Annotated in this window: 9 protein-coding genes and 1 pseudogene; all 10 read left to right on the top strand. The window is 62.5% G+C overall.

The features are described 5' to 3' along the window. Positions 1-199: 199 nt before the first annotated feature. The 10 genes and pseudogenes from AC1RS8_RS25905 to AC1RS8_RS25860 all read left to right on the top strand — a co-directional run bounded on the left by AC1RS8_RS25905 (position 200) and on the right by AC1RS8_RS25860 (position 9,655). On the top strand, positions 200-856 hold the full coding sequence (locus tag AC1RS8_RS25905) for an SCO family protein (protein WP_340315508.1): 657 nt from the start codon (positions 200-202) through the stop codon (positions 854-856). Beyond that, positions 844-1,200 (top strand): annotated as a pseudogene (locus tag AC1RS8_RS25900) (thioredoxin domain-containing protein); the annotation flags it as partial. The gene AC1RS8_RS25905 and the pseudogene AC1RS8_RS25900, both read left to right, overlap by 13 nt. A gap of 9 nt (positions 1,201-1,209) precedes the next feature. Next, the gene (locus AC1RS8_RS25895) at positions 1,210-2,760 is read left to right on the top strand and encodes an ABC transporter substrate-binding protein (RefSeq protein ID WP_218498337.1); all 1,551 of its coding nucleotides are present in this window, start codon (positions 1,210-1,212) and stop codon (positions 2,758-2,760) included. Positions 2,761-3,124: 364 nt separating this feature from the next. After that, positions 3,125-3,658: a response regulator gene (locus AC1RS8_RS25890; RefSeq protein ID WP_057715495.1), complete on the top strand. Its 534-nt coding sequence runs from the start codon at positions 3,125-3,127 to the stop codon at positions 3,656-3,658. Between the two features lie 83 nt (positions 3,659-3,741). Next, a complete protein-coding gene (locus tag AC1RS8_RS25885) occupies positions 3,742-5,448 on the top strand; it encodes a GspE/PulE family protein (RefSeq protein ID WP_150814697.1) in 1,707 nt (568 codons plus the stop codon). Beyond that, entirely contained in the window at positions 5,429-6,232 is an 804-nt protein-coding gene (locus AC1RS8_RS25880) for a hypothetical protein (RefSeq protein WP_057715493.1), read from the top strand. Before AC1RS8_RS25885 ends, AC1RS8_RS25880 begins: the two co-directional genes overlap by 20 nt. A 1-nt stretch (position 6,233) precedes the next feature. Next, the gene (locus tag AC1RS8_RS25875) at positions 6,234-6,779 is read left to right on the top strand and encodes a PilN domain-containing protein (protein ID WP_057715492.1); all 546 of its coding nucleotides are present in this window, start codon (positions 6,234-6,236) and stop codon (positions 6,777-6,779) included. After that, entirely contained in the window at positions 6,766-7,314 is a 549-nt protein-coding gene (locus AC1RS8_RS25870) for a GspMb/PilO family protein (RefSeq protein WP_489340341.1), read from the top strand. The genes AC1RS8_RS25875 and AC1RS8_RS25870 overlap by 14 nt, the downstream gene beginning before the upstream one ends. Then, the gene (locus AC1RS8_RS25865) at positions 7,314-7,832 is read left to right on the top strand and encodes a hypothetical protein (RefSeq protein WP_489340342.1); all 519 of its coding nucleotides are present in this window, start codon (positions 7,314-7,316) and stop codon (positions 7,830-7,832) included. The genes AC1RS8_RS25870 and AC1RS8_RS25865 overlap by 1 nt, the downstream gene beginning before the upstream one ends. Continuing rightward, complete coding sequence (locus AC1RS8_RS25860; protein ID WP_407516118.1) at positions 7,829-9,655, top strand: secretin GspD/PilQ domain-containing protein; 1,827 nt, start codon at positions 7,829-7,831, stop codon at positions 9,653-9,655. Before AC1RS8_RS25865 ends, AC1RS8_RS25860 begins: the two co-directional genes overlap by 4 nt.

Below are 9,655 nucleotides of genomic sequence, written 5' to 3'. Positions count from 1 at the left end.
TCCCCCCCCCCCCCCCCCCCCCCCCCCCCTCCCCCCCCCCCCCCCCCCCCCCCCCCCCCCCCCCCCCCCACAACGGGGCGGGTAAGACAGGTACAGATCGGTAAAGAGGAATGTTGCTGAAAACAGGACCAACCCTTGTCCGGCGTCGTGCCGGGATTTCGGGTCAGTCCTGGTGATACCCACTAACGAGGAAACCGACATGGACCGATTCGCGCATTGCGGCCTGCTGACGTTTTGCCTGTTGGCCTTCGGTATCGACCAGGCGCTGGCTCACTCGGCGGACGAGCACACCGGGCACGACACGGCGGCCAGCACCGCCAGCCCGGAGAACGCCCGGATCAGATTTGCCGACGTGGCCTTGCTGGACCAGAACGGCAAGGTCGTCAACCTGGAAAAAGACCTGGTCAGCAACAAAATCGTGGTCATGGGTTTCATTTACACCCGTTGCACCACGGTCTGCCCGGTGATGTCCTCGATCATGGGCAGGGTACAGAAACATTTGGGCGCGCGGGTCGGCACCGAGGTGCAATTGGTGTCCATCAGCATCGACCCGCAGCGTGATGATCCCCAACGCCTGAACGACTACGCCCGCACCTTCCAGAAAGGGCCGGGCTGGAGCTGGCTGACCGGTTCGCCGCAGGCGGTCGATGCCACCCTCAAGGGCCTGGGTGTCTACAGCGGCAACTTCGAGAACCACTCGCCACTGATTCTGGTGGGGGACGGCAACAACCGCTACTGGACCCGCTACTACGGTCTCACCGAACCGGCGGAGCTGGCCCGGGCCGTCGAGAGGCTCAGAGGCGAACGCAACGCCCACGCCAAGCACACCGCCATCGCCATGGAGCACCAGCCATGAGCGCCTTCGACAGGAAAACCTGCTTCCCCGACATACCCGTGCAGGACCAGAACGGCAGCACCTTTATCTCCCTTACCAGTGATCCGCTGCGCAACACGCCAGCGGTACTCAAGGCTTGCACCTTGAAACAGGGCATCGATGGGCCCCACTGGTTTTTTCTTACCGAAGACAAGGTGCAAATGGACCTTGTATGGGGTCGCATCGACCAGATCGTGCCGACCCCCTTGCAGCACTCCACACGGTTGATCGTCGGTGACGCGGCGAACAAGCGCTGGAGCAAAATCCGTCCCGCCGACATTGCCCAGCGCTTGCAGTTGCTGACAATGCCCGTGGCCCGTCGCTGAGCCACGGCCATGAATACTGCCCTCGTCCTTGGCCTGCTGCTCTTCGGCAGCATCGCGCTCACCGCCCAGGCGCTGCCGCTGAGCCTTAGCGAAAGTGCCGGTAAACGGTTGTACCACGAAGGCGTGTCGGCCAGCGGCGAACCGATCATGGTCCGGGTCGGCGCAGCGGGCGTGCTGCTGCCGGCCACCCGCCTGCCGTGCGCCAATTGTCATGGCGAGGATGGCCTCGGGCGCCCGGAAGGCGAGGTGCGACCGCCGGACCTGCGCTGGTCGCGACTGGCCAGCAGTCAAGGCCAGCAGCACATCAACGGCCGCAGTTATCCGGCCTACAGCGAAATCACCCTGGCGCGGGCGGTGCAGGAGGGGCGCGACCCGGGCAACAATCGGCTCGATCCGACGATGCCACGGTTCGTGTTGTCAATGATCGATCAACGCAACCTCACGGCGTACCTCAAGCACCTGGCCGAAGACCGCGTTCCGGGACTGGCCCCCGACAGTCTGCACCTGGGTACGTTGTTGCCGGGTTCCGGCCCCTTGGGCGAGGAGGGCATCACGGTGGCAGCGGTGCTCAATGGCTGCGTGGCGCGCATCAACGAGGCGGGTGGAATTCATGGCCGGCAGTTGCGCCTGACCATCCTCGACCCCGGCGCCGACCGCGCCAGTGCCGAAAAGGCGCTGGACCGGTTGATCAATGAAGAGCAGGTGTTTGCCCTCATCGCACCGATGGCGCCGGCATTGGACCTGAACTTCGCCATGCGTCTGGAACAGGCCGGCATTCCCCTGATCGGGCCGCTGTCCTTGCAGGGCACGCTCCACACCAGCCCGCAGATATTCGAGCCACTGCCGGGCCTTCGCGACCAATTGATCGCCCTGGCCAACTACGCCAGTGCGAGCCTGCGGGTGCTTCAGGGGCCGACGCTGATCGCCTACCCGGACGAACCCGGCCAACGCCTGGCGGCGCAGGAGCTCAGCAAGTACTTGCAGGGGCACGCCTGGCAAAAGGTGCGCCTGCAAGCCTATGACCCGGCCGGGGATGATTTTCCCTTGGGGTCGCGCTCGGTGTTTTACCTGGGCAGCAGCAGCGGCTTCAGTCGTCTGGCCGAGCGCTTGCAAACGGCGGGGCAGGTGCCTTACCTGTTCGCCGCCTCGAACCAGGTGGCGGGCAATCTGATGCAGGTGCCCAGCGGATTTTCCCGACGGGTGTTCCTGGCCTATCCGTTCGTGCCCAGCGACTGGACTCAGGCCGGGCGCCTGGCCTTGACCCAGTTGCGCGAACACCAGGGCCTCGGTGGACAGCATGCGGTGCTGCAAGTGGGCGCGTTCAGTTCGATGATGCTGCTCAGCGAAGGCATGAAGCAGGCCGGGCGCAATGCCAGTCGCGAGAAGCTGGTCAGGGCCCTGGAAGGCTTGCGTGACTTCGATACCGGGCTGACACCGCTGATCAGCTTTGGTCCGGGCCGGCGCCTGGGCTTGAGCGGTGCCCATATCGTCACGGTGGATCTGCCGGACCAGCGTTTCTATCTGGTCGCGCCCTATAAACCCATTGCTGCCAAGCCCTGACCGGAGGCCGATCATGAAACTCGATACCGCCCGGTGCAGACGCTTCCACTGGCGAAACCGCAGGGCTACGCTTAACCGGGATGAGGGCGTCGGCGCCATTGCGCTCGCGCAATCGAATCGAACGGATTGCCGATCAATAGGGGGTTTCCCCAACAGTGGGGGGAGAAATCCAGTGCCAGTCACGTCGCTTTCCCCGTTTTTGGGGGATGGAATTGCGCTACGAAAAGGCATTGTTTTTTAAATTCAAGGACATGAAGTCCTCAAATTACCGGTGCCCAGCCTGGCATGAAGTGTGCGTTAGTCCTGTCAGGACGCGCACTCCGTCAGGTTCAAAATCCGGACCTGCGGTTTCAAGGAGTCCACCTTGTTGAATAAAGTACTGGTTGTTGATGACGAACAGTTGCTGGCGGAGAACCTCCAGGGTTACCTGCAGGCGCAAGCACTGGAAGTCCGGATTGCCCACGACGGTGCGAAAGGAATCGCTGAAGCCGATGATTTCGCGCCCGATGTGATGGTGTTCGATTACCGCTTGCCCGATATGGAAGGCTTTCAGGTGCTCGATGCCGTCCGCCAGAACAGGAAGTGTCATTTCGTGCTGATCACAGGGCATCCAACCGCAGAGGTTTGCGAGCGGGCCCGGCAACTGGGCGTCAGCCATATCCTGTTCAAACCGTTTCCATTGGCGGAATTGGCCCGTGCCGTGCTTGATCTTCTGGGCAGGCAACGCGAACCCAAAGTGGGGGTGAGCACTTCCGAAGGCTTTGTCGAACGACGCCAGAGCAGGACCGAGAGTTTCCCGCTGCAGTTGTACGACGGTAGCTGGGTGCTGGCAGATCGCCGAAAAAATACATCGGCCTCCAAGGCGCCAGACGACGAACAGTTGCTCACCGGGGAGTAGTGGCGCGACAAGACGTTCCGGCCTCCGCCGAATGGCTCGCCGCGCCGACAGGGCCCAAAGCCCCGGGCGTAGGAGAGCAAGCCATGGACCGTCTATCCTTTGCCGTAGAACCGGCGCAACCGGAATGTTCACCGACTCGTTTCACCAGTGAGCAACTGGCCCAGGCCCGAGCCCTGGCCACCAGTTCCGGCGAGCGGATGCTGGACGCCCTGGGGCGGCTGTGCGCACTGGCTCCCATGCCTTTCATTCAATGCCTCGGCGTAACCCTGCACTACCCGGTGCTCGACACCGACAGCCTGTTCAATTCCACGCCGGTGTTCGACCGGGTGACCCTGGCCCAATGCCTCAAGCGCGAATTCACCCTGTTGCGTCACAACGATGCGGTCATCGGTGTTTTCGCCGACCCCTTCGACAGTGCGCGCCTGGCCTGGATCGATGAGTGCCTGCAAGGTGCGCCGCTGTACCTGGTGCATGCCGATGACCTGAAGGCCTATCTGGCGCGTCACGAAGAAAGCTTCCATGCGGTGGAGTCGCTCAACGCCCAGAGCGACGCCGGCGCCGAAACCGATAACCTGCAAAGCCTGTCCCTGACCAGCATCAGCGAAGATTCCAGCGTCGTGGTCAAACTGGTCAACTCGACCCTGTACGACGCGCTGAAAATGCACGCCAGCGACATCCACCTCGGCACCACCGGCAGCGGCCTGGTGATCAAGTACCGGATCGACGGCGTGCTCAACAACATCAGCAAAATCCAGGGCAGCGAGTTCGCCGAGCAAGTGATTTCCCGGGTCAAGGTCATGGCCGAACTGGACATTGGCGAAAAACGCGTGCCCCAGGATGGTCGCTTCAAGATCGGCATCAGCGGCCGACAGATCGACTTCCGGGTGTCGATCATGCCGAGCATTTTCGGCGAAGACGCGGTGCTGCGGGTACTCGACAAACAGGACCTGGCGGACAAGGTCTGTGGCGTGCAGTTGCAGGCCCTGGGCTTTGAAGAAGAAACCCTGCGCCAGCTGCGCCGGCTGGCCGCCGAACCCTACGGCATGGTGCTGGTGACCGGGCCGACCGGTAGCGGCAAGACCACTACCCTGTACGCGATGATCACCGAGATCAACCACGGCGTGGACAAGATCATCACCATTGAGGACCCGGTGGAATATCAACTGCCGGGCGTGCTGCAGATCCCCGTCAACGAGAAGAAAGGCCTGACCTTCGCCCGGGGCCTGCGCTCGATCCTGCGCCATGACCCGGACAAGATCATGGTCGGTGAAATCCGCGACCCGGACACCGCACAGATCGCCGTGCAATCGGCGCTCACCGGTCACCTTGTGTTCACCACCATTCACGCCAACAACGTGTTCGACGTCATCGGCCGTTTCACCCAGATGGAAATCGATCCCTACAGCCTGGTCTCGGCACTCAATGCCGTACTGGCCCAGCGTTTGATCCGCCTGGTCTGCACCAGTTGCAGCAGCCCCTACAGCCCGACGCAAGAAGAGCTGGAGGTCTCGGGGCTTGATCCGCAAAAGGTCGCTCACTACCGGTTCGTCCATGGCAAGGGCTGCGGGCATTGCCGGGGCACCGGTTATCGCGGGCGTAGCGCAATTGCCGAGTTGCTGCACCTGGACGACGAATTGCGGCAAATGATCGTCGAGCGCCAACCCATTTCGAAAATCAAGGCGCACGCCTGTAAACGTGGCTTGCGCCTGTTGCGCGAGTCGGCGCTGGAGATGGTGGAACAAGGCCGGACGACTCTCGAGGAGATCAATCGTGTCACTTTTATCTCGTGAGCAATTTGTCGCCGTGCTCGGCGCAAGCGGTGTTGGCCTGGGGCAGCGGCAAGGCGCTGCAACCCACTGGCTGGGCAGCGTCGGCTACATTGACGAAGGCTTCCAGGCCTGGACGGTGGCCCTCGATACCCTCGACCGTTTGTTGGCCGAACACACCGTTGCCAGGGCGGAACTGACGGTGGTGATCTCCGGGCACTTCAGTCGCTATTGCCTGGTGCCCTGGAGTGAGCAGATCAGTAGCCCGGCCGAATTGCTCGGCTTCGCCCAACTGTGTTTCGAAGACCTCTACGGTGCCCCGACACAACCCTGGAGCCTGGTGCTGTCGGCCGAACCCGCCGGTTACGACCGCATCGCCACCGCGCTGCCACAGGACTTGCTCGAACGCCTGCGCGCCCTGGTCAGGGCTCGCGGTTTGCGCTTGCGTTCGGTGCAGCCGTACCTGATGACGGCGTTCAACCATTTCGATAAAAGCTTTGAGGCCGGGGATTTCCTGTTCGTGGTCGCCGAACCGGTGCGCAGCGTGTTGCTGCTGGCCAGGGAAGGGCGCTGGACCTCGGTGCGATCGGTGGGCAGCAGCGACAGCGATGCGGCGCTGACCGCGTTGATCGGTCGTGAACACCAGTTGCAGGCTTCCAGCAGCGAACGGCCGTTGAATGTCTACCTGCATGCACCGGCGCGCATCGATTCGCCTCCTGACGTGCCTGGTGTGCATCTGCGCACCCTCGAAGAAGACCGGACAGCCGTACGCGATTGCCTGTACCTCATGTCTCGGGCGGTGGCCTGACATGCGCCCCCTGATGCTCGACTTTCAGCCGCGCCGCCGTGCAGGCCCCTTGGGCTGGAGCCTGCTGGCCGGTGGCGTGGTGCTGACACTGACCTGCCTGCTGGTGCAACAGCACCTGAGCCACGAGGCCGAACAACAGCAAGGTCATCTGCAAATCACACAGCGAGTGCTCACCGGCGATACCGGCAGCAAGCTCAGCCTGACCCCGGCGCAAATTCGCGAACAGGCGCATAACCTGGCGGAAATGCGCAAGGTCTCCCAGCAGTTGCGTCGCCCTTGGGAACGCCTGTTCGCCACCCTCGAAGCCATGCCGCGGGACAACATTGCCCTGCTGACCCTGACCCCGGACGCCCGCAAGGGCCAGGTGCGGATCAGCGCCGAGGCGCTGGACCTGGACGCCATGCTCGATTTCCACCGCCGTCTCGAAGCCAGCGACGAGCTGTCCGACGTATCGCTGCTGAGCCACGAAATTGTCGCCAACGTGCCGGAACACCCGGTGCAGTTCAACCTGTCGGCTACCTGGGAGATCGGCGATGCAAATCCATAAATTGATCGTCCACGAATACCTGCAAGGCCTGGGTGTTCCGGGGCTGGCAGGGATGGCCATGCTGGTGCTGGCGCTGAGCTATGGCCTGGTGGGGTTGCTGCCGGACTGGGAGTCGCTGCAAAGCCTCAACCAGCAGACTCGCGAAGCCACCGAGTACCTGGCCAAGGTCGAAGACGGCAGCGTGGCCGCGCCGGTGGTGCCGCAGCGCCAACTCGACGATTTTCGCAGCAAGTTACCGTCCCAGCCCCAGGCTACCGTGGCCATCGACAAGATCTACGCCCTGGCTGCCCAGGAACGCATCACCTTGTCCCGGGGTGAATACTCACTGGGCGTGGACCCCAAGACCCACCTGGCCCGTTATCAGATTCTGCTGCCGGTACGTGGCAGCTATCCGCAACTGCGGCGTTTCCTGCACGCCTTGCTCGGCCAGTTGCCGGCGGTGGTGCTCGAGGATGTGGAGCTACAGCGCAAGAATATCGCCGATACCGACCTGACCGGGCGGATCCGCATGACCCTTTACCTGTCGAGGTCATGATGAATACCAAACGAGTGTCGGGGTGGGTGGCGTTCTTCGGTGTAGCGGCAGCGCTCGCCTGGCTCCCCGAATACTTCAATCAGGCCGGCGACAGCGACCTTGCGGTGGCCACCGTGGCTATGCCAGCCAAGGGCAAGACCCCTGGCGCATCGACGGCTGCATCGAGCGCCGCTGCGCTGGCGCCGATCAAGGACCTGAGCCCGGCAGGCGACCTGTTCGCCGCCCGTAGCTGGATAGCGGCGCCGGCCCTTGGCACCGTCACTGAACAACCGGTAGTCGTTACTCCTGTGGTGCAAGTCCCCACTGCACCACCGTTGCCCTTCCAGTTTGTCGGCAGGCTGGATGACCGTTCCGATCTGCAGGTGTTTTTGCAGAGCGGCGAAAAAATATACGTCGTGCGCAAAGGGGATGTCATCGACGAAACCTGGCGGATCGAGCGGATTTCCGATAAGGAACTGAGCCTGGTCTACCTGCCTCTGCATTTGGCGCAGACCTTGTCTGTGGGGAGTACGGAATGAACAAATCCCGTTTGCTGATGAGCCTTTGTCTCTGCGCGGGGCTGGCCGCATGCAGTTCGGCGCAGGTTGCCAGGGATGAAGCTTCGGCCCTGATCGAATCGGGCCAATATGAAGCCGGTCTGGCGCGCATCGAAGAGGGATTGCGGGAAAACCCTCGCGATACCGAACTGCACATGGCTCTCAACAGCGGACGGGCCCGCGCCGTGACGGCGCTGCTGACCCAGGCCGACATGGACCGCACCCAGCGTAATTTCGCCGGGGCCCGCATGACTTACAGCCGGGTCTTGAACATCGAACCGAACAACCGTCGTGCCCAGGATTCCCTGCGCCAGCTCGACTACCTGCGCAGCATGGATGAGAAACTCGAACTGGCCCGTGGCGACCTGCGTCGCGGTGACATCTACGGTGCCGACCGCCAGGTCAGACAGATTCTCGAACTGGACCCGAAGAACGAAGGCGCCCTGGAACTGCAAGGCAGCATCCGCCTGGTGCAGAGCCGCAACGTGGTGCAGTACCCACAACTGCGCACGCGCCTTGACCGGCCGGTGACCCTGGAGTTTCGCGATGCCAACCTCAAGACCATTTTCGAAGTGTTGTCCCAGGTCGCCGGCCTGAACTTCATCTTCGACAAGGACCTGCGCCCGGACATGAAAGCCACGATCTTCGTACGTGACGTGCGTATCGAAGACGCCGTGGATCTGCTGCTGCAACAGAACCAGCTGCATCAGAAAGTGGTCAATGAAAACACCGTGCTGATCTACCCGGACTCGCCGCAGAAACTCAAGGATTACCAGGAGCTGGTGATGCGCACCTTCTACCTGACCAGCATCGATGCCAACACGGCGTTGAACATGATCAAGACCATGCTCAAGACCCGCGACGTGTTCGTCGATGAGCGCCTCAACACCCTGACCATGCGCGATACCGGTGACGCTGTGCGCATGGCGGAAAAACTCCTGCAATCGCAGGACCAGTCCAACCCGGAAGTGGTGCTGGAAGTGGAAGTGATGGAAGTCGCCCGCCAGCGCATTCTCGACCTTGGCCTGCAATGGCCAAACACCTTCGGCGTGGTCAACAGCGACGGATCGGCGGTGACCCTTCTCGATCAGCTCAAGGGCATCAACTCCGGCCGCATCACGATCTCGCCATCGCCCCAGGCCAAGATCAATGCCCAGGACAAGGACATCAATACCCTGGCCAGCCCCGTGATTCGGGTCAGCAACCGCGAACAGGCGCGCATCCACATCGGTCAGCGCGTGCCGATCATCAGCGCCACCTCGGTGCCTTCGACCCAGGGCCCGGTGATCACCGAAAGCGTGACCTACCTCGACGTCGGTCTGAAGCTCGAAGTGCAGCCCATCGTGCACCTGAACAACGAAGTGGCGATCAAGATCGCGCTGGAAGTCAGTAACGCCACGCCGCTGACACCGACCGCTCAGGGCACCATTCCGGTCCAGGTCGATACCCGCAACGCCCAGACCACCTTGCGTCTACATGACGGCGAAACCCAGATCCTCGCCGGTCTGGTGCGCGACGACCACGGCGCCACCGGCAACAAGATTCCCGGCCTTGGCGACATTCCCGGCCTGGGTCGCCTGTTCGGCAGCAACAGGGACGACGTCATCAAATCCGAACTGGTGCTGTCGATCACCCCGCGGATCGTGCGCAATCTGCCGTACCAGAGTCCGTCGGACATGGAGTTCCCGACCGGTACCGAAACCAGCATGCACATCCAGGCACCGGACCGTTCGATGAGCACCACGGTTCAGGCCAACCCCATGACCGCCCCGATCGCCACCACCGTTACCGTCGGGAAGCCTTGA

Source organism: Pseudomonas sp. GW821-FHT12A04 (assembly GCF_058807755.1).
The sequence above is the reverse complement of the archived record's forward strand: the minus strand, read 5'-3'. Positions and strand labels throughout refer to the sequence as shown.

What these genes read in the sequence shown, in the direction of transcription:
- AC1RS8_RS25905 (WP_340315508.1), top strand. Translation starts at nt 200, where the DNA reads ATGGACCGATTCGCGCATTGCGGCCTGCTGACGTTTTGCCTGTTGGCC.
- AC1RS8_RS25860 (WP_407516118.1), top strand. Translation starts at nt 7,829, where the DNA reads ATGAACAAATCCCGTTTGCTGATGAGCCTTTGTCTCTGCGCGGGGCTG.
- AC1RS8_RS25865 (WP_489340342.1), top strand. Translation starts at nt 7,314, where the DNA reads ATGAATACCAAACGAGTGTCGGGGTGGGTGGCGTTCTTCGGTGTAGCG.
- AC1RS8_RS25875 (WP_057715492.1), top strand. Translation starts at nt 6,234, where the DNA reads ATGCGCCCCCTGATGCTCGACTTTCAGCCGCGCCGCCGTGCAGGCCCC.
- AC1RS8_RS25885 (WP_150814697.1), top strand. Translation starts at nt 3,742, where the DNA reads ATGGACCGTCTATCCTTTGCCGTAGAACCGGCGCAACCGGAATGTTCA.
- AC1RS8_RS25895 (WP_218498337.1), top strand. Translation starts at nt 1,210, where the DNA reads ATGAATACTGCCCTCGTCCTTGGCCTGCTGCTCTTCGGCAGCATCGCG.
- AC1RS8_RS25870 (WP_489340341.1), top strand. Translation starts at nt 6,766, where the DNA reads ATGCAAATCCATAAATTGATCGTCCACGAATACCTGCAAGGCCTGGGT.